We start from the raw sequence: 18,844 nt of genomic DNA on the forward strand, positions 1-18,844 counted from the left end.
CCCGTTGCCGGGATTCCTGGCCGGGATCAGGGCCGGGCTGGATGTCGCGCCGGATCTGCAGGCGCTGCTGGCCACCGCGCTGGCCGACCCGGCGCCGGCGCGGCTCGACGAGGGCGCGATCGCCGCCGGCTACGACGCCGAGCTGGACAGCGAGCGGTCGCTGCGCGACGACAGCCGCCGGGTGATCGCGACGCTGCAGCTCGACTACGCCCAGAAATACGGCGTCGCCAGCCTGAAGATCCGCCATCACAGCCAGCTCGGCTACGTCATCGAGGCGCCGGCGGTGGCGGTGGAGAAGCTGCGCGCCTTCCCCGAGCTGACCCTGCGCCAGGGCATGGCCAACGGCGCCCGCTTCGCCTGCCCGGAACTCGCGGAGCTGGACCGGCGCATCAGCGAGGCCGCCGAGCGCGCCTCCGCGCGCGAGCGCGTTGTGTTCGCCCACCTGGTCGCATCCGCCCTGGGGCGCGCCGATCAGCTTGCCGGCTGTGCCGCCGCACTCGCGGCCCTCGATGTGATGCAATCGGCGGCGCGGCTGGCCGAGCCGGGCACCTGGTGCCGGCCCGAGGTGGTCGAGGGCGCCGATTTCCTGGTCCGCGACGGCCGCCATCCGGTGGTGGAAGCCGCCCTGTCCGGCACGGCCGCCTTCGTGCCGAACGACTGCGACCTGTCGCCCGATCGCCGCCTGCTGCTGCTGACCGGGCCGAACATGGCCGGCAAGTCCACTTATCTGCGGCAGAACGCGCTGATCGTCATCCTGGCGCAGGCCGGGCTGCCGGTGCCCGCCGCCAGCGCCCGCCTCGGCGTGGTGGATCGCCTGTTCTCTCGCGTCGGCGCCGCCGACGACCTGGCGCGCGGGCGCAGCACCTTCATGGTGGAGATGACCGAAACCGCCTCGATCCTGCATCAGGCCGGGCCGCGCAGCCTGGTGGTGGTGGACGAGATCGGCCGCGGCACCGCGACCCTGGACGGGCTCGCCATCGCCTGGGCGGTGCTGGAGGCGCTGCACAACGCCACGCGCTGCCGCACCATCTTCGCCACGCATTTCCATGAGCTGGCGCAGCTGACCGCCGAGATGCCGCGGCTGCGCCCGCACACCATGCGGGTGAAGGAATGGAAGCAGGACGTGGTGTTCCTCCACGAAGTGGCCGAAGGCGCCGGCGGACGCAGCTGGGGCGTCCATGTGGCCCGGCTGGCGGGGGTGCCGGCCGCGGTGGTCAAGCGCGCCGGCGGGCTGCTGGACGCACTGGAGAAGCGCGCGGGCCGCCTGACCGAAGCGGCCGCCCTGCCGCTGTTCGCCGCGGCCGCGTCTGCGGCAGAAGCCGACCCGTCCCCCGATCTGCCGCCAGACCCGCTGGCCGAAGCCCTGGATGCGGTCGACCCCGACCGCCTGACCCCGCGCGAGGCGCTGGACACCCTATACAGATTGAAATCTCTGCGCCCTGTCGCAGCAGGCGACGAACCGATAACATCGGATTGATGCTACCGCCCGCACCCCTTCCGGCGATCCCTGCCGATGCAACGGCCCTGCTGCGCGATGCGCTGGGCACGCTGGTTTGTGGCCCAACCTCCGGCGACGATGGCCCGATTCCGCGGGACGCGGCACTGGCGGTGTTCCGGCGCCACCTGGCCCGCATCCAGAGCCATGTGCGCGACACTTTCGAGCAGGGCGGCCTGTCCGGGCTGCAGGCGGCGCGGCTGCTGGCCAGCCTGACCGACGGGCTGATCCAGGAACTGCACATCTACGCGTCGGCGGTGCACGGCGTCGTTCCCGACGCCTCCGGCGCCACCCCGGCCGCGTTGGGCCGGCTGACCGTCGCCGCCACGGGCGGCTATGGCCGGGGCGTGCTGGCGCCGTTCAGCGACATCGACCTGCTGTTCCTCACCGCCGCCCAGCCCACGCCCATCGCCCTGCGGGTGGTGGAGTTCACGCTGTATTTCCTGTGGGATCTGGGCCTGAAAGTGGGCCACGCCACCCGCTCGGTGGCCGACTGCCTGACCGAGGCGAACGGCGACGCGACCGTACGCACCTCGATGCTCGACGCCCGCCACGTCGCCGGCGACGCCTCGCTGTTCGGCGATTTCGCGACCCGCTTCCGCCAGGCCTGCACCGAGGCCGGCGCCGCCGGCTACATCGCCGCCAAGCAGGCCGAACGCGACACCCGCCATCGCCGGTATGGCGACAGCCCGTATGTGGTGGAGCCGAACATCAAGGAGGGCCGCGGCGGCCTGCGCGACCTGCAGACGCTGTACTGGATGGCCCGCTACGTGTTCGGCACCCGCACCATGGCGGAGCTGGCCGACCCGCACGGCCCTGCCGGCGGCATCATCACCGAGACCGAGGCCCGCCTGGCCCGCCGGTCCTGGGATTTCCTGTGGTCGCTGCGCTTCCATCTGCACTACGTCGCCGGCCGCGCCGAGGAACGCCTGACCTTCGACCTGCAGCCGGTGGTGGGCGCCCGCATGGGCTACACCCGGCATGGCCGCCAGGACGGGGTGGAGCGCTTCATGCGCCATTATTTCCTGACGGCGCGCGAGGTGACGCGGCTGAGCCATGTGCTGGAGCCGGCGCTGGAGCGCGCTGCCCTCGGCCCGCCGGCCAAGGCATCGGAAACCGACGCGGCGCTGGCCAAGGCCGGCTTCGTGCTGGCGGACGGCCAGCTGATGCCGGCCACCGCGCAGCTGTTCCATGACGAGCCGATCCGCATGCTGCGCCTGCTGCAAGTGGCGCGCGACCGCAACCTGAAGCTGCATCCGCTGGCGATGCGCGCGCTGATCCGCAACGAGCGCCGCGCCGTGCTGTTGCGCGACAACCCCGAAGCGGCCGCCTTGTTCCTGGATCTGCTGTGCGGGCGCGACGCCGAGCACAACCGCGCCGACGGCGCGCGCTGGCTGACCATCCTGAACGAAACCGGCCTGCTCGGCCGCCTGCTGCCGGACTGGGCCCGCATCGTCGGCCAGATGCAGTTCGACACCTACCACGTGTTCACCGTGGACGAGCACACGATCGAGGCGGTGCGCATCCTCAATACGCTGGAGCGCGGCGATCTCGCCGAGATCGCGCCGGTCGCGTCCGGCCTGGTGGACCATCTGCAATCCCGCCGCGCCTTGTATGTGGCCATGCTGCTGCACGACATCGCCAAGGGCCGCGGCGGCGATCACTCCGAGCTCGGGGCCGAGCTGGCACTGGACGTGGGCCCGGCGCTGGGCTTGTCGGCCGAGGAGACCGAGATGGTCTCCTGGCTGGTGCTGCACCACCTGCTGCTGAACCAGACCGCGTTCAAGCGCGACATCGACGACCCGAAGACCATCCTCGACCTTGCCGAGGTGATCCAGTCGCCCGAACGGCTGCGCCTGCTGCTGGTGCTGACGGTCGCCGACATGCGCGCCGTGTCCTCCAAGGTGTGGAACGGCTGGAAGGCGACGCTGCTGCGCGAGCTGTATGCCCGCGTGGCCGAGGTGCTGGCCGGCGGCCTGTCCACCACGGAACGCGACGTGCGCGTCGCCCGCGCCCGCGAGGCCGTCGCCATGTTGCTGGCGGAGTGGCCGAAGGAGGATATCGATCACTTCCTGGCGCTGGGCTATCCCGGCTACTGGCTGTCCTTCGACCCGGAAACCCATGTCCGCCATGCCCGCATGATCCGCGACGCGGAAGCCCGGCACGCGCCGCTGACGGTGGAAACCCAGCCGCTGCCGGCCCGCGCGGTGACGGAGGTGACGGTCTACGCCGCCGACCACGCCGGGCTGTTCAGCCGCATCGCCGGGGCGCTGGCTGTCGCCGGCGCGTCGATCGTGGATGCGCGCATCCACACGCTGACCAACGGCATGGCGCTGGATACGTTCTGGATCCAGGACGCCGCCGGCGGCGCGTTCGACGCACCGCACCGTCTGGCGCGCCTGTACGTGCTGATCGAACAGGCGCTTTCCGGCCGCATCCGGCTCGCGTCCGAGATCCGCAAGGTCTCGCGGGCGCTGCTGGGCCGGCGCATGCGCGCGATCCATGTGCCGCCGCGCGTGGTGATCGATAACCACGCCTCCAACACCTACACGGTGCTGGAAGTGAACGGCCGCGATCGCCCCGGCCTGCTGCACGACGTCACCGCCGCGATCAGCGACCAGGGGCTACAGATCGCCTCGGCCCACGTCACCACCTATGGGGTGCGTGCCGTGGATGTGTTCTACGTCAAGGACGTGTTCGGCCTGAAGGTGGAGAACGAGCGCAAGCTGGCGCAGCTCCGCGAGGCCCTGCTGGCGGCCCTGGCCAGCCCCGACGAAGCCGCCCCCACGCCGGTCCCCACCCCCGCCAAACGCCGCCGCGCGGTGGGTGCCTCGTGAGGCGGCGAGGGCATAGGCAAGGCAGGCGAGGGGCACTTGCTCTGGCCTGCCTTGCCTATGCCCTCCTCGTCGGCCCGGCCCGCGCCGCGGACAAGCCGCCGGCGGCCTGGCAGGTGAAACTGATGCAGCTCGACAAGACCGGCACCCTGCTCGGCACGCCGTGGGCGTTTGCCTGTCCCAGGAGCGGTTGCCAGGAGTTCCTGGACTTTTACGTGGCGGGCAAGGCGCGCCGGTTCCTGGCGGCCTTCACCTTCGTGCCGAAAGGCGCCTACATCGCCGTGCAGTCGATGACGCCCGAGCTGCGGCAGGTCGTCGAGTTCGAGAAGGGGTTCGAGGGCCCCATCTTCGTGCTGGTGCGCGACGCGAACACCGTCGCCCAGACGCTGCGCTTCACGTTGACGGGCAGCGCCATGGCGGAGTCCGACCAGGAACGGACGCAGCTGATGAACACCGATCGCAGCCTGGTGTTCCAGCGCAAGCTGGAGCCGGATCTGACCCTGAAGGTCGAGCTCACGCCCCCGCCGCCCGCCGGCTGACCGCCGCTATGGGGCGGCTACGGCCAAGGGGAGGCTGGCGACCTCGCCCCCCAGCACGTCGCGCACGCGGATGGTCCAGGCGCCCGGCATGTCATTCACGGCCAGCGGCAGGCGCCATGCTGTGCCGGCGCCGCGCAGGATGACGTTGCCGGAGTAGTGCGCGACCGCCTGCCCAGAGGGGTCGATCGCGTCGACACGCAGGACGTGGGACGCAGCGGGCGAGGCGTCGGACAGGCCGATCCGCAGTTCCGCCGTCTCTCCGGCACGGATGGCAGAGGGGCCGTCGATGACGGGGGCGGGCAGCTTCCGGGGCGACAGCGCCAGGAGCGTGGGGGCGACGGGATCGAGCGCAAGGCGGATCCGGTCCGTGTGCTGCCAGTTGGTGCCGCGGCGCAGGTCGTGCGCGTAGACCGGCTGCGGCAGGGTCAGCACGACCTCCCTGGTGCCGCCGCCATAGGCGCGCTGCAGCCCCAGGAGGGTGACGGCGCCGTTGGTGAGCACCCTGGTGTCGACATCGCCGACCGGCTCGCCGCCGGGTGTGGCAATGGTGAAGCCGGCGGCGAGATCGGCCGGGGCCAGCAGGCGCGCCAGTTCGGCCGGCGTGGCCGATGCCGGCAGCGGCACCAGCGGGGCGCCTTGCAGCAGCGGTGCCGCGAGCCGCCGGCTGTGCGCGTCGAACAGGCCGGGCGCGCCATCGGCCAGCACCACGCCGCCGGACTCCGCGAAGGTGCGGATTTCGAGTGTTTCCGCCGGCGAGAGGGCAATCGCGTGCGGCAGCACCAGGGCGCGCACGCCGGCCTCCCGCAGCCCGCCGCGCTCCACCTGATCGGAGGACAGCCAGCGCGGCTGCAGGCCAAGGCGCGACAGGCCGAGGGCGGCGCGGCGCATGGCGGCCCGCACGGCGTTGTCCTCGTTCTCGATTTCGGCGCTGCGCCCGGTCCAGGCGTCGCCCTTCGGCCGCTGGTCCAGCAGCCATTGGGTGCGGAAGCTGGCGGGCGAGTACAGGATCGCCACCGGGTCGACATGCGGCCGGCCGGCGATGACCTGGGCGCCGAGGCCGGAGCGCAGCTCGGCGAAGAGGGCGGCGTCCGCCCGGCCGCGCGGTCCCGGCTGCCCGTCGGCGCCGACGATCTCGCCGCCGTCGTCCCACAGCACCAAGCCGCGCTGCCCATGCAGCAGGGCCTGCCAGATGCGGTGCTGCTCCTGGGCACCGCCGCCGGAAGCGGTGCTGATCACCACCAGCTTCGGGTTCAGGGACTGCGCGATCGCGATGTTCTGCCCGCCATCGAACATCTCCATCACGTCCACCGCCCCGGCCAGCCGGGAATAGTCGTAGCCGCCCCAGCCCGGCATCTGGGCCCCCTCGATCGCCGCCAGGGCGGTGGGGTCGGCGGCGTGCACCGCCTCGGTGCCGGCGCGCAGGGCGCGGGCGAAGGCGTCGTCCATGAACACCTTGAAATCGGCCCAGGCCGAGAAATTGTCGTCGGCACGCAGCATCGCGGCGGTGGTGCCGAGCGGGACCACGGCATCCCAGTTGGCGAAGGCGGTGCCCCATTGCCGGTTCAGCGCGCCGAGCATGCCGTAGTGCAGGCGCAGCCAGGCGCGGAAGGCCGCGAGCGATGGCGCCGAGAGGTCGAAGTCCCATGCCGCGGTCAGGTCGGCGATGCCGGTCTCGTCGCCCAGGTCGTAGTAATAGGGCCGGTACGGCGCATGCGCCCGCACCGTGTCGGCGAGCCTCGCCTGGATGCGGGCGATCCAGGCGGGATCGGACAGGCTGGGCTCGCGCCGGAACACGGATAGGTTGGACGGATCCAGCCGGTGCCGGCGCTGCGCTTCGGTGAACAGCCAGTTCACGTCCTCGGGATGCTCCGGCGTCCAGCGGTGATAGGGAGCGTAGAAATCGGTGGCGATGTTCTCGACGAACCAGCGCAGCTCGCCCTGCAGCAGCGGGGCGATCCGCGCGTCCACGTCGGCCTGGGTGAAGCTGTCGCGGATGCCGAACACCTTGCCCGCGGCAATGCTCAGCGACCGCAGCGCGGCGGCGCGGGGCGGCCCGGCCTCGTGCCACATCATGATCCGGTAGTCGTCCCAGCTTTCCGCCGGCGGCTTCGCCACGAAGGTCAGGGTGGCGCTGCTCTGCTGGCCGTCCAGTGTCAGGCGGGCGCGCAAGTGGTTCTGCATGGCCACGGCGCGGCCCAGGTCGATCGGGTACGTGACCGCGGTCTGGCCCGGCGTATCCAGCGTCAGGCTGCGGCGGAGAACGACGCGCCCGTAGGTATCGGTCCACTCGACGTCGAGGCTGCCGGTGCCGGTCACAGGGCGGTCGAAACTGTAGGTCATGAGCACCAGGCCGCTGCGCTCCAGCGCCTGCGCGGGCAGCTTCAGCGTGTCGGCGGATGCCGGTCCGGCCCCGGCGAGGGCGGCGACGAACCCCAGTGCTGCCAACAGACCCGTCCGGACCATCGTTCGCCCCTTGTTTCCGGTGAGTCCGGTTGCGGTCAGCCGGGCCGCATCAGCGCCCGCAGCAGCGTCGGCATCAGGAACAGCGTCACCACCAGCGTGCTGCCCAGGCTGAGCAGCAGCAACTCGCCCATGCTGGCCGTGCCGGGGTGGCGGCTGAGCGCCAGCGAGCCGAAGGCGGTGCTGGTGGTCAGCGCCGAGAACAGGATGGCGCGCGCCGTGGCGGTTCCCAGGAACCGCGAATGGCCCGCGCGCCAGTTCATGACGAAGTAGATGTTGAACGACACGCCCACACCCAGCAGCAACGGCAGCGCAATGATGTTGGCGAAGTTCAGCGGCATGTGCAACGCGACCACGATGACCACGGTCAGCAGCCCCGACATCAGCAGCGGCGTCATGACCAGGCCCACGTCGATCACCCGCCGCAGCACCAGCGCCAGGATGACCGCGATCGCCAGGATGGCGCCGATGGCAGCCTTGCGGAAGGCGCCGATGATGGTCTGCGCCGTCTCGACGATGGTGACCGCCGTGCCGCCCGCGTCCGGCGCCACGGTGCGCACTTCGGCGACGAATGCTTCGAGCCCGGCGCTGCCGCGCGCCTGCGGCTTGGCCAGCACCTGCAGCCGCACGCGGCCGTCGGGCAGCCGCCAGTCGCGCGCGATCTCCGGCGGGATGTCGGCAACCGTCACGGGCGCGGCCTGCAGCGCCACGCGCAGCCGGTTGAGCTGCAACGGCAGGAAGCGCGTGAGCGCCGTGTTCGCCGCCATCAGCGTCGCGTCCGGCGCCTCCACCAGCTGCCGCAGGTCGTCGCCGATATCGATCAGCGGATCGCCCGGCGCGAGCTTGGGCAAGGCGTGGTCGATCTGCTTCAGCGCGGTGGCCGCGGCCATGCGCAGATCGGCGGGCGTGACCGGCGCCGCCGGCGCGCGCTCGGCCAGCGTGGCCTCGAGGATGTTGGCGGCATCGGCCACCAGCGCCAGCTTGTCCGGCTGGTCCTCGGGCACGAAGCTCGACAGCGTCAGCACCTGGTTGGCGAGCGGCAGCTTAGCGAGCCGGGGCGCCAGCGCCTCCGCGGCCTCCAGCGTCGGCACCATCACATCGGCGTTGTAGGGGTTGGTCAGCGGCGAATCCATCAGGTCGGCCAGGGTCCGCATGGCCTCGGTGCTGGGGTCCTTGGTGTGCAGCGGATCGCTGTCGAAGGTCAGGAACGGCAGCAGCACCGCCCCCAGCACGGCGACCGCCGCGAAGCCCACCAGGACGGGCACGCGCAGGCGGTGCAGGCGCTGTTCCACGACGTCGCCAATTGCAAACCCCACCTCGTGGGTCTCGGCATGCGGGCGGCACAGGGTCAGCGCCGCCGGCAGGAAGGTCATGGTGCACGCGAAGGCGATGAGCATGCCCATGCCGGCGATCAGGCCCAGCTCGGCCACGCCGCGGAAATCGGTGGGCACGAAGGCCAGGAATCCCGCGGCCGCGGCGGTGGCGGCCACCAGGATCTGCGGCCCCACCATCCCCGCTGTCGCCGCCATCGCCTCGACGGTCCCGCCATGCTGCAGGCGCATCTCGCGATAGCGCACGCTGAACTGGATGCCGAAATCGACGGCGATGCCCACGAACAGGATGGCGAAGGCGATCGAGATCAGGTTCAGCGTGCCCACCGCCAGGGCGGCGAACCCCGTGGTCAGCATCAGGCCCAGCCACAGGGTGAACACGATCGGCACGATCAGCCGCCAGCTTCGCACCGCCAGCAGCAGCCACAGCGTGACCAGCACGGCGCTGCCGATGGTGCCGGCCACCGCCCCGTGGGCGACGGTCGCGAATTCCTCGTCCGCCAGCGCCACCGAGCCGGTGACGCGGACATGCGCCCGGCCGGCCTGCACGAATTCCAGCTGGCTCGCCGCCGCGCGCAAGGCGTTGGTGGCGGCACTGCCCGGCTCCAGCTGGCCGTAGTCGAGATGCGGCTGCGCCAGGACGAAACGATACGGCCCGCCTTGCTCCGCCACCTTGCCGCCCAGCAGGCGTTGCCAGGACAGCGGCGTGGAACGGCCGGCGGCGGCGGCGGAGAGCGAGGCGTGGAAGGCTTGCAGCGACGGCCCGAACGGGGCGAGGTTGGCCTGCCCCTGCTCGGCGCCGATCGCCACCAGCGTCAGCGCCGCGAACAGGCCGCGCGCGCTGGGGTCGGCCACGAGCTGACCGAGGAAGGGCTGCGCGTCGATGGTGCGGTCGAGCACGTCCTGCAGCGTGTCCTTTTCCAGGAACAGCAGCCCGTGCGCCTCCAGGTAGGGTGACGCATCGGGCCGGCGGACGCTGCGGAAATGGGTCGTGTCCTTGGTCAGGGCGGCAGCGAGGGCGGCCGCGGTCTGGTCGGCCTCCTCGGGCGTCGCGCCGTCCACCACCGCCACCAGCAGGTCCTGGTACTGCGGGAAGTCGCGGTTGAACGCGACGTCGCGCTGGCGCCAGGGCAGCTCGCTGGCGAACAGCTTGTCGGTGTCGGTGGAGACGCCCAGGCGATGGGCGGCGACCCAGGCGGACAATGAGGCGAGCACAACGCCGGCGAGAACGACGAGCCCGGCGCGGCGGCGGCAATGCTCGGCCAGGGCGGCCAGAAGACGTGAGAGGGTCATGGGCAATGGGATAGTCGCTCCGCCGGAAACGGTCCATCACAAGGGGCGGAGGGGCTGCTTTGACGAATTCCGTCCGCGGCGGCAAAACTGCAACAGGTTTGGAGGGAAACCAGCATGCCTGCCGTCGCCCCGCGCACCCGCCCACCCTTCCGCGCCGACCATGTCGGCAGCCTGCTGCGTCCGCCTGCCTTGCGTGAGGCCCGTGCCGCCCATGCCGCCGGCACATTGCCGGCCGCCGAATTGCGCGCCGTCGAGGACCGGCTGATCAAGGCCGCGATCCGCAAGCAGGAGGCGATCGGCCTTCGCGCCGCCACCGACGGCGAGTATCGCCGCGCCTACTGGCACTACGATTTCGTCTCCCGGCTGGAGGGTGCGGAGCTCTATGTCCCGGAGCAGAAGGTCGAGTTCAAGGGCGGCGTGCAGCTGCCGCACAAGCTGCGGGTGAACGGCAGGATCGCCTGGCGCGAGCCCGTGTTCGTCGACGATTACAGGTTCGTGGCCGCCAGCGTCGCCACCGCGACCGCCAAGCAGACCATCCCCTCGCCCAGCGTGCTGCACTTCCGTGGCGGGCGGCAGGCGATCGATCCGAAGATCTATCCGGACCTGGACGGGTTCTTCGCCGACCTCGGCACCGCCTATCACGATGCCGTGCAGGCCTTCGCCGCCGCCGGCTGCCGCTATCTGCAGCTCGACGAGGTGAACATCGCCTATCTCTGCGATCCCGAGCAGATTGCCGCCCTGAAGGCGCGCGGCGAGCATGTGGAGGGGCTGCTGGACATCTACGCCGACCTGATCAACCGCGCGATCGAGGGACGACCGCCCGGCATGACCGTGTCGATGCATCTGTGCCGGGGCAATTTCCGCTCCACCTTCGTCGCCACGGGCGGCTACGAGCCGGTAGCCGACGTGCTGTTCAACAAGATCGGCGTCGACGCCTATTTCATGGAATACGACAGCGACCGCGCCGGCGGCTTCGAGCCGCTGCGCCTGGTGCCGCGCGGCAACAAGATCGTCGTGCTCGGCCTGGTGACCAGCAAGACCGGCGAACTGGAAAGCAAGGACGACCTGAAGCGCCGCCTGGACGCGGCCAGCAAGTACCTGCCCCTGGAACAGCTGGCGCTGAGCCCGCAATGCGGCTTCGCCAGCACCGAGGAAGGCAACCTGCTGAGCGAAGATCAGCAATGGAAGAAGCTGGAGCTGTGCGTCGACGTCGCCCGCGAGGTCTGGGGCAGCGTGTGAGCCGCGGCGCGCCCGCCGCCAGCCCGCCGTTCAGATGAGCGGCAGGCCCACGTAGTTCTCGGCCAAGGTGGTGGCGGCGGCGCGGGAGGTGGTGACGTAGTCCAGCTCGGCTTGTTGCAGGCGGCGCTCGAACGGCGTGTGGCGGTCGAACTTGTGCAGCAGGCTGGTCATCCACCACGAGAAGCGCTCGGCCTTCCAGGCGCGGCGCAGCGCCGTCTCGGAATAGGCTTCCAGGCCGTCGCTGTTGCCGGTGCGGTACCAGGCGGTCAGGGCGCGCGCGAGGATCGCCACGTCGGAGAAAGCGAGATTCATGCCCTTGGCGCCGGTTGGCGGCACGATATGGGCGGCGTCGCCCAGCAGGAACAGCCGGCCGGCGCGCATCGGCTCGACCACGAAGCTGCGCATGGCGGTGACGCCCTTCTGGGTGATCGGGCCTTCCTTCAGCACGAAGCCGTCGCGGTCGGCGAGGCGGGTTTGCAGCTCCGCCCATATGCGGTCGTCCGACCAGGCGCCCACGTCCTCATCTGGCGCGCATTGCAGGTAGAGCCGGCTGACGGTGGGTGAGCGCATGGTCAGCAGCGCGAAGCCGTTGTCGTGGCTGGCATAGACCAGCTCGTCGTTGGAAGGCGCGACCTCGGCCAGGATGCCCAGCCAGCCGAACGGATAGCCGCGGTCGAACACCGACAGGTGGCCTGCCGGCAGCGAGGGGCGGCAGATGCCGTGGAAGCCGTCGCAGCCGGCGATGATGTCGCATGCAAGCGTATGGTCGCGGCCGTCGTGGCGGAAGCGGATGCTGGGCGTGGCGGTGGCGACATCATGCACGGAGACGTCGGACGCCTCGAACAGGATCGGGGTGCCGGCGGCGAGCCGGGCCGCGATCAGGTCCTTCACCACTTCGTGCTGGCCGTAGATCATCACCGTCTTGCCGCCGGACAGCTCGGCGAGCGGGATGCGGTGGCTGCGGCCGCCGAAGCGCAGGACGATGCCTTCGTGCACCAGGCCCTCGCGGTCCATGCGCGCGCCCACGCCGGCGTCGCGCAGCAGGGCGGCGGAATCGTGCTCCATGAGGCCGGCGCGGATGCGGTGCTGCACGTAGTCCCGGGTGCGCGCTTCCAGGATGACGCTGTCGATGCCCTGCAGGTGCAGCAGATGCGACAGCAGCAGCCCCGCGGGCCCGGCTCCCACGATTCCGACTTGCGTGCGCATGTTCCCCCCCTGCTGTCACGGCGCGCGGACGATGGACCGCGCCCATTGCTGTGGACCATGCACGACCCGCCGGGATTCTTGCACGTCCGGGCGGGGGGCCGGAAGCCGCCGCCATGCTTCGGCGATCGGCCGCGTGGCCAGACAGATCCGGCTTTGCCTGTGCCGGCGATTCACGCCCCGGGTGAATCCACCCAGGACACTCCCCGGGTTGTTGCAAGGTCCCTGCTTTCCCCTGCAGCCGCCGCAAGGTGCGGCGAAGTTCGCAGCCGGGACATCAGGCAAAACGAAATGCGATGGCGCCGAGCCGCCCGTAATCCACGTGGAACGTGTCGCCCGGCTGGGCGAAGGTTGGCCGGGTGAACGAGCCGCCGAGGATCACCTGGCCCGGCAGCAGCGCCACGTCATAGGCGGCAAGCCGGTTCGCCAGCCAGGCGACCCCGTTGGCGGGATGGTTCAGCACCGCGGCGGCGACGCCTGACTCCTCGATCACGCCGTTCTTGTAGAGCAGCGCGGACACCCAGCGGAGATCCACGTCGGTCGGCCGCACCGGGCGGCCGCCCGTCACGATGCCGGCATTGGCGGCGTTGTCGCTGATGGTGTCGAAGACCCGGCGCATCTGCTTCGTCTCGGGATCGATCTGGCGGATGCGCGCATCGATGATCTCGACCGCCGGCGTCACGTAGTCGGTCGCCGCCAGCACGTCGAAGATGGTGCAGCCGGGGCCGCGCAAGGTGCGGCCGAGGATGAACGCCAGCTCCACCTCCACTCGCGGCACGATGAAGCGGTCGAACGGCAGGTCGCCGCCATCCGCGAAGAACATGTCGTCCAGCAGCGCGCCGTAATCGGGCTCGTCGATGTTCGAGGCCTGCTGCATCGCCCGCGAGGTGAGGCCGATCTTGTGGCCCTTCAGCGTGCGCCCCTCGGCGAGCTTCATGGCCACCCAGGCGCGCTGGATCGCGTATCCGTCCTCGATGGTCATGTCCGGGAATTCGCGGGAGAAGTGGCCGATCTGCGTACGCGTCTTCTCCGCCTGGTCCAGCCGGCGCGCGAGTTCGGTGATGGTGGCATCGTTCAGCATCGTCGCTTTCGCCTTTCAGCCGCCGAATACCAGCTCCGGCAGCCACAGGGTCAGGGCGGGCACATAGGTGATGATCCCCAGCACCATCAACAGCAGCACCAGGAACGGGAAGATGCCGCGGATGACCTCGCCGATCGGCGCCGCCGAAATCGTCGACAGCACGAACAGGTTCAGGCCCACCGGCGGGTGCACCAGCCCGATCTCCATGTTGTGCGTGAAGATGATGGAGAAATGTACGGGATCGACGCCCAGCGGCGCCAACGCCGGCGCCAGGATGGGCATCACCACCAGCAGGGTCGCGATCACTTCCAGGAAGCAGCCCATCACCAGCAGCAGCACGTTGATGGCGAGCAGGAATTCCCAGGTGGTGAAGCCGTTGTCCACGGTGAATTGCACGAGCTGCGCGGGAATGCCGGATTCCGTCATCCAGTGGCCGAACGCCAGCGCGCTCGCCACGATCAGCATGATGGTGCCGGCGCTGCGGATCGCGTCGGAAACCACCTTCAGCGTCTGCGACAGCGGGAAGCCGCGATAGAACAGCAGGCTCACCAGCAACGCCACCACGGCCGACAGGGCCGCGGCTTCCGTCACCGTCACCAGGCCGCCATAGATGCCGACCAGCACGACGGTCGGCACGATCATGGCCGGCAGCGCGTGCAGGGTCAGGCGCAGGCGCTGCGGCATCGGCATCGGCGGCTCGACGGGGAAGTTGCGACGCCGCGAATCGTACCAGACCCACGCGAAGAACGCCGCCGCCTGCAGCAGGCCGGGCATCACGCCGGCCAGGAACAGCCGCGGCACCGACTGCTCGGTGACGATGCCGTAGAGAATGAGCGCGAGGCTCGGCGGGATCACGATGCCGATGGTGCCGGAGGCGCCGATCACCCCCAGCGCGAAGGATCGCGGATAGCCGCGCTCGATCATCGCCGGCAGCAGGATCGTGCCCATTGCCAGCGCGGTCGCCACCGACGATCCGCAGATCGCCGCGAACAGCGTGCAGGACACCACGGTGACGAGGCCGAGCGACCCGCGCACGCCGCCCAGCCAGGCCGCGGCGAGGTCCACCAAAGCGCGGGCGATGCCGCCCTGGCGCATGAACGCGGCGGCCATCACGAACAACGGCAGCGACATCAGGGTGGACGAGTTCAGGTGGTCGATCACCACCTGCGCCACCCCGATCAGAGGCTGGCCGGACACCCAGTAGAGAACGGCGGACAGCACGCCCAGCACCAGGAAGATCGGCATGCCGCAGGACAGCAGGCCGAAGAAGGCGACCAGGAACAGGATCGTCCACATGGCCTAGTGCCTGCCCGGCGTCTGGCCGGGCCGGGGCAACTGCATGTCGGTCGGGGCCTCATGGATGGTGTGGCCCACGCCCATCGTTGCCGGATCGAAGTAGAACAGATAGCGCGCGAGCCGGATGGCGTAGCGCAGGAACATCAGCGCCGAGCCGGCCGGCAGCGCCGCGTAGTAGATGTACATGGGAAACGACAGCCCGGTGAAGCTGCGCTCGTCCAGCAGCCAGGCGCTATCCACGATCTGCCAGCCGTACCACACCATGCCGCCGCAGAAGACCAGGGCGACGACGCAGTTGAACGATTCCAGCACGCGTTGCGCGCCGGGGCCGAGCAGCCGCAGCACCACGTCGGGCCGTACATGCCCGTCGTAACGAACCAGTTGGCTGGAGACGATCATGATCGCCCAGATCACCAGGTAGACGATCACCTCGTCGCCCCAGCCGGAGCTCAATGTGCTTTCGAAATAGCGCCCGAAGACCTGGAACATCCCCACGACGAGTGCGGCCAGCCCGAGCAGGCCGACCAGGGTCTGCTCGATGCGGTCCCACAGCCGCATCATGCGTTCGCGGCCGGACGGTTCGTGTGGCGAGCAATGCCTCTCGGCACGAGCGCCTCCCGGTTTCTTGGTCGTTTCATCCGCGACAGTGATGAAGCCCCGGCCCGTCGTCAAGCGGGCGGGTCAGGCCAGAACCCCGATCCTGGCGTCCGGTTCGATCCTCAGACGCAGGCGATCACCTCGATCTCGATCTTCCATGCCGGGTTTGCCAGGCCGCCGACGATCAGCGTGCTGCCGGGCCGCCGGTCGCCCAGCACCTCCGCGCGCACGGCGCGGCTGGCGCCGAGATTGGCGTGATCCGGCATGATCGTCGTTACCTTCACGATATTGTCCAGCGACATGCCGGCGGCACGCAGCTGCGCCTCGACATTGGCCCAGGCCAGCCGGCATTGCGCGGTGATGTCGTCCGGCACCGTGCCGTTGCGATCGGCCGGGATCTGTCCGCTGACATACAGCGTGCGGGTGGCGCCGGTGATCTCCACGGCCTGGGTGTACGGGCTGGCCGGCGCGGGGGCGTCGGGGGCGTTGATGTCGCGGCGTTGCATGCTCGTTTCCCTCTCACGGTAACGCGGGGCGCCAGGCTTCCTCGAAGCCGCGCACCCGCGGCAGCGCCAGCATATCCCACGGACTGGGCATGTCGCCCACCTTCACGTGGATCAGCGCCGGGGCCCGCGCGGCGAGCGCCTCGGTGAGCGTGCCGCGCAGCTCGTCCTCGGTTCGCGCCCGGAATGCCGCCATGCCGAAGCTGCGCGCGAACTGGAAGAAGTCGGGGTTGGCGAGGTCGTGCGCGATCAGCCGGTTGCCGAACTGCTGTTCCTGAATGCGTTTCACGTTGCCGAAGGTGCCGTCGTCGAACACGATCGCCACCACCGGCAGGGTGTGGCGCATGGCCGTGGCCAGTTCGGCGGCCTGGTACATGAACCCGCCATCGCCGCAGATCGCCACCACCGCCCGGTCCGGCAGCGCCGCCTGTACCCCCAGCGCGGTGCCGTAGCCCCAGCCGAGATTGTCCTGGTAGCCCGGCGAGATGTAGCGCCGCGGCGCGTCCACGGGGAACGCCAGCCGCCCCACGAACCCCACCTGCGTGACGTCCTCCACCACCACCCCGTCGGCCGGCAGGGCGGCGCGGATGGCGCGCAGATAGCCCATCTGCGGCTCCTGCCGCGCCAGCCGCTCGGCGAACCAGGCCTGGTGCGCGGCCACGTCTTCGCGCCGGCCGCGTGGCGGATTGTGCCCGGGCAGCGCCGCCGCCAGCGCGCGCAGCCCGTCGGCGGCATCGGCCAGGATGGCGCAGTCCGGCCGGCGGAGGCGGACCTGCTCCTCGGGGTCGATGTCCAGCCGTACGATCTTCAGCGCGGGATCCGTGCCCCAGTTCGACTGGGCGAAATGCAGGCGCGTGCCGACGGCCAGGACCGCATCGGCGTCCTGCCACAGCCGGTGGCCGACCGGCAGCGATACGGCCAGCGGATGCGTGGTGGGAATCACCCCGCGGCCGCGGCGATAGGTCAGCACCGGCGCCTGCAGCAGCTCGGCCACCGCCAACAGCTCCGGTCCCGCGTCCAGCGCGCCGCCACCGGCGATGATGATCGGCCGCTGTGCTGCCCCCAGCAGCTTCGCGGCCTGCGCGATGGCCGCCTCGTCCACCGGCGGGCGCTGCACGGGCAGTGGCGCTACGTCGGGCACCGCGCCCTCGCGGCCCCAGGTGTCGATGGCGCATTCCAGCGCCACCGGCCGGGTGCGTCCGCTGGTCGCCTGGCGCACCGCCTCGGCCACCAGCCCCGGCGCCTCCGCCGCCGCGCCGATGCGGGCGGCGTATTTGGTGAAATGGCCGAGCAGCCCGAGCTGGTCGTGCAGCTCGTGCAGATGGCCCCAGCCGCGGTCGATCGCGTCCGACGGGATCTGTCCCGCCAGAGCAATGACCGGCGCGCCAGTGCCGAAGGCGGTCAGCAGCGCCGCCGCTGCGTTCAGCACGCCCGGGCCCGGCACCATGGCGCAAGCCTGCGGCCGCCCCGTCGCCAGCGCCGCACCCAGGGCCATGTAGCCGGCGGTCTGCTCGTGGCGTGGATGCAGCACCCGCATCCGGCCCCCGGACTGGTGCACGGCGTCGAACAGATGGTCGTTGTGCACGCCGGGCAAGGCGTACAGGGTGTCGATGCCGTGCTGCACGAGGCTGTCGACGGTGGCTTCGGCCGTGGTCTTGCGGGTCATGTGCGTGTCCGTATTGGTATCACTTGCAACTGATTGACAGAGTTTCGGACCCAACACTACACATCCGTCAAGCACGCTGCGTCGGCCCCGCACCCAGCCGGGCCAGGCACCGGCACGTAAAAAGGGGAGAGAGGCATGTCCAGGTTCCGCGCAACCCTCATCATGTCGGCGCTGGCGGCCGGGCTGGCCGCCGCGCCCGCAATGGCCGACACCATCCGCGTCGGCGTCACCATTTCCACCACCGGGCCCGCCGCCTCGCTGGGCATTCCGCAGCGCAACTCCATCGCCCTGCTGCCGAAGGAGATTGCCGGCCAGGCCGTCGAATACGTCGTGCTGGACGATGGCGCCGACACCACCAAGGCGGTCGCCAACACCCGCAAGCTGATCGACGAGGAAAAGGTGGACGTGATCATCGGCTCCTCCACCACGCCCGCCTCGATGGCGATGATCGACGTGGCGGCCGAGAAGCAGATCCCGATGATCTCGCTCGCCGCCTCGTCGCGCCTGATCGCGCCGATGGACGCCGCCCGCCGCTGGGTGTTCAAGACCCCGCAGAACGACAGCCTGATGGCCGACGCCATCGCCGACCACATGCAGAAGAACGGCGTGAAGACGGTTGGATTCATCGGCTTCAACGACGCCTATGGCGACGGCTGGGTGGGCGAGTTCACCCGTGCGGCCAAGGAGCGCAACCTGACCATCGTGGGCCTGGAGCGCTATGCCCGCACCGATACCAGTGTCACCGGCCAGGTGCTGAAGCTCATGGCGGCCAAGCCGGATGTGGTGCTGATCGCCGCCTCCGGCACGCCGGCGGCGCTGCCGCAGAAGACGCTGAAGGAGCGCGGCTACGCCGGCACGATCTACCAGACCCACGGTATCGCCAATAACGACTTCCTGCGCGTGGGCGGCAAGGACGTGGAAGGGACCATCCTGCCCGCCGGCCCGATCCTGGTCGCTGCCCAGCTGCCGGACAGCAACCCGATCAAGAAACAGGCGCTGGAATACATCACCCGCTACGAGGCCGCGAACGGCCCCGGCTCCGTCGCCACCTTCGGCGCGCACGCCTACGACGCCGCCATCCTTCTGAGCGCAGCGGTTCCCGCCGCCGTGCAGAAGGCCAAGCCCGGCACCGCCGCCTTCCACGCCGCGCTGCGCGACGCGATGGAGGCGCAGCAGAACCTGGTGCTGACGCACGGCATCGCCAACATGACGCCGCAGGACCATAACGGGTTCGACCAGCGCGCCCGCGTCATGGTCACCATCCAGGGCGGCGCGTGGAAGCTGCTGCCCTGAGCGGTTCCGGCTTC

General features: G+C 70.4%; 13 protein-coding genes. 5 read left to right on the forward strand and 8 right to left on the reverse strand.

Going from position 1 to position 18,844, the window contains the following annotated elements; translation table 11 throughout:
- The 3 genes from mutS to OL599_RS07805 all read left to right on the forward strand — a co-directional run.
- A partial coding sequence (gene mutS, locus OL599_RS07795; RefSeq protein ID WP_264713126.1) for a DNA mismatch repair protein MutS occupies nt 1-1,477 on the forward strand: 1,477 nt, incomplete at its 5' end.
- Nucleotides 1,477-4,332 (forward strand): [protein-PII] uridylyltransferase, encoded by a 2,856-nt coding sequence (locus OL599_RS07800; protein ID WP_264713127.1) that lies wholly within the window; start codon nt 1,477-1,479, stop codon nt 4,330-4,332. The genes mutS and OL599_RS07800, both read left to right, overlap by 1 nt.
- A gap of 122 nt (nt 4,333-4,454) precedes the next feature.
- Nucleotides 4,455-4,868: a hypothetical protein gene (locus OL599_RS07805; RefSeq protein WP_264713128.1), complete on the forward strand. Its 414-nt coding sequence runs from the start codon at nt 4,455-4,457 to the stop codon at nt 4,866-4,868.
- A gap of 6 nt (nt 4,869-4,874) precedes the next feature.
- Here the strand turns inward: OL599_RS07805 and OL599_RS07810 are convergent, their stop codons facing one another.
- Nucleotides 4,875-7,331 (reverse strand): beta-galactosidase, encoded by a 2,457-nt coding sequence (locus OL599_RS07810; protein ID WP_264713129.1) that lies wholly within the window; start codon nt 7,329-7,331, stop codon nt 4,875-4,877.
- Between the two features lie 35 nt (nt 7,332-7,366).
- The gene (locus OL599_RS07815) at nt 7,367-9,952 is read right to left on the reverse strand and encodes an MMPL family transporter (RefSeq protein ID WP_264713130.1); all 2,586 of its coding nucleotides are present in this window, start codon (nt 9,950-9,952) and stop codon (nt 7,367-7,369) included.
- Between the two features lie 114 nt (nt 9,953-10,066).
- Here OL599_RS07815 and OL599_RS07820 point away from each other — a divergent pair, with 114 nt between their 5' ends.
- The gene (locus tag OL599_RS07820) at nt 10,067-11,191 is read left to right on the forward strand and encodes a 5-methyltetrahydropteroyltriglutamate--homocysteine S-methyltransferase (RefSeq protein ID WP_264713131.1); all 1,125 of its coding nucleotides are present in this window, start codon (nt 10,067-10,069) and stop codon (nt 11,189-11,191) included.
- Between the two features lie 30 nt (nt 11,192-11,221).
- Here the strand turns inward: OL599_RS07820 and pobA are convergent, their stop codons facing one another.
- The 6 genes from pobA to OL599_RS07850 all read right to left on the reverse strand — a co-directional run bounded on the left by pobA (nt 11,222) and on the right by OL599_RS07850 (nt 17,537).
- On the reverse strand, nt 11,222-12,397 hold the full coding sequence (gene pobA, locus OL599_RS07825) for a 4-hydroxybenzoate 3-monooxygenase (RefSeq protein WP_264713132.1): 1,176 nt from the start codon (nt 12,395-12,397) through the stop codon (nt 11,222-11,224).
- A gap of 274 nt (nt 12,398-12,671) precedes the next feature.
- Nucleotides 12,672-13,475 carry a 2-oxo-hept-4-ene-1,7-dioate hydratase gene (gene hpaH, locus OL599_RS07830; protein WP_264713133.1) on the reverse strand — a complete coding sequence of 268 codons (804 nt, stop codon included), beginning with the start codon at nt 13,473-13,475 and terminating at the stop codon, nt 12,672-12,674.
- A 15-nt stretch (nt 13,476-13,490) separates the two neighbouring features.
- On the reverse strand, nt 13,491-14,771 hold the full coding sequence (locus OL599_RS07835; protein ID WP_264713134.1) for a TRAP transporter large permease: 1,281 nt from the start codon (nt 14,769-14,771) through the stop codon (nt 13,491-13,493).
- Between the two features lie 3 nt (nt 14,772-14,774).
- Nucleotides 14,775-15,332: a TRAP transporter small permease gene (locus OL599_RS07840; RefSeq protein ID WP_264713135.1), complete on the reverse strand. Its 558-nt coding sequence runs from the start codon at nt 15,330-15,332 to the stop codon at nt 14,775-14,777.
- Nucleotides 15,333-15,490: 158 nt separating this feature from the next.
- On the reverse strand, nt 15,491-15,874 hold the full coding sequence (locus OL599_RS07845; RefSeq protein ID WP_264713136.1) for a RidA family protein: 384 nt from the start codon (nt 15,872-15,874) through the stop codon (nt 15,491-15,493).
- A 13-nt stretch (nt 15,875-15,887) separates the two neighbouring features.
- Nucleotides 15,888-17,537 carry a thiamine pyrophosphate-dependent enzyme gene (locus OL599_RS07850; protein WP_264713137.1) on the reverse strand — a complete coding sequence of 550 codons (1,650 nt, stop codon included), beginning with the start codon at nt 17,535-17,537 and terminating at the stop codon, nt 15,888-15,890.
- A 135-nt stretch (nt 17,538-17,672) separates the two neighbouring features.
- Here OL599_RS07850 and OL599_RS07855 point away from each other — a divergent pair, with 135 nt between their 5' ends.
- Nucleotides 17,673-18,830, forward strand: a complete 1,158-nt coding sequence (locus OL599_RS07855; RefSeq protein ID WP_264713138.1) for an ABC transporter substrate-binding protein — start codon at nt 17,673-17,675, stop codon at nt 18,828-18,830.
- Nucleotides 18,831-18,844: the final 14 nt, after the last annotated feature.

Origin of the sequence: Limobrevibacterium gyesilva, from assembly GCF_025989185.1 — a bacterium.
Lineage (GTDB): Bacteria > Pseudomonadota > Alphaproteobacteria > Acetobacterales > Acetobacteraceae > Limobrevibacterium > Limobrevibacterium gyesilva.

Excerpts from the sequence above, each read along its gene's own strand:
- OL599_RS07805 (WP_264713128.1), top strand. The coding sequence starts at position 4,455 with ATGCAGCTCGACAAGACCGGCACCCTGCTCGGCACGCCGTGGGCGTTT.
- OL599_RS07820 (WP_264713131.1), top strand. The coding sequence starts at position 10,067 with ATGCCTGCCGTCGCCCCGCGCACCCGCCCACCCTTCCGCGCCGACCAT.
- OL599_RS07845 (WP_264713136.1), bottom strand. The coding sequence starts at position 15,874 with ATGCAACGCCGCGACATCAACGCCCCCGACGCCCCCGCGCCGGCCAGC.
- OL599_RS07840 (WP_264713135.1), bottom strand. The coding sequence starts at position 15,332 with ATGATGCGGCTGTGGGACCGCATCGAGCAGACCCTGGTCGGCCTGCTC.
- OL599_RS07810 (WP_264713129.1), bottom strand. The coding sequence starts at position 7,331 with ATGGTCCGGACGGGTCTGTTGGCAGCACTGGGGTTCGTCGCCGCCCTC.
- OL599_RS07815 (WP_264713130.1), bottom strand. The coding sequence starts at position 9,952 with ATGACCCTCTCACGTCTTCTGGCCGCCCTGGCCGAGCATTGCCGCCGC.
- hpaH (WP_264713133.1), bottom strand. The coding sequence starts at position 13,475 with ATGCTGAACGATGCCACCATCACCGAACTCGCGCGCCGGCTGGACCAG.
- OL599_RS07800 (WP_264713127.1), top strand. The coding sequence starts at position 1,477 with ATGCTACCGCCCGCACCCCTTCCGGCGATCCCTGCCGATGCAACGGCC.
- OL599_RS07850 (WP_264713137.1), bottom strand. The coding sequence starts at position 17,537 with ATGACCCGCAAGACCACGGCCGAAGCCACCGTCGACAGCCTCGTGCAG.
- pobA (WP_264713132.1), bottom strand. The coding sequence starts at position 12,397 with ATGCGCACGCAAGTCGGAATCGTGGGAGCCGGGCCCGCGGGGCTGCTG.
- OL599_RS07855 (WP_264713138.1), top strand. The coding sequence starts at position 17,673 with ATGTCCAGGTTCCGCGCAACCCTCATCATGTCGGCGCTGGCGGCCGGG.
- OL599_RS07835 (WP_264713134.1), bottom strand. The coding sequence starts at position 14,771 with ATGTGGACGATCCTGTTCCTGGTCGCCTTCTTCGGCCTGCTGTCCTGC.